Here is a 431-nt window from a genome sequence, read left to right on the forward strand (position 1 = left end):
CGGCCAGCGGGTGAAGGCGACGCTGGGCCAGAGCTTCGGTCTGCTGGTGCAGGCCATCCGCCGTGCGTCCAGGCTCGCAGTGACCATGGAAGCGCGGGGATTCGGCGGCGGCCGGCGGACGTGGGCCAGGGAATCGACCTTCAGCCCGCTGGACTCCTGGGTGGTTGCCGGCGGTGTGCTGGTGGCCGGGCTTGCCCTGGCAGCAGCTGTCTCGGCAGGCACATGGAACATGGTGTGGCTGGGCAGCTAACGTCCGCCAAAAAAGCTACGCATACTTCCCTATCGCACCGAATGGGTAGGGCAGGGGTGACACCCCCCACTGCTCCCGAGCAAGGGGATCGATAGCTCATTTATGATATATTCGCGGTATGACTCAGGAAACCGCTGAACACGTTGCCGCCATGCTGAGGGACGCCCGGAGCGAGAAGGGG

General features: G+C 65.0%; 1 protein-coding gene. It reads left to right on the forward strand.

Annotated features, from left to right (window positions below):
• Nucleotides 1-250, forward strand: a 250-nt coding sequence (locus AC1DKD_RS42175; RefSeq protein WP_477144860.1) for a hypothetical protein, incomplete at its 5' end; no start/stop codon positions are given.
• Nucleotides 251-431: the final 181 nt, after the last annotated feature.

The organism is Cupriavidus sp. 05T313, assembly GCF_056396665.1.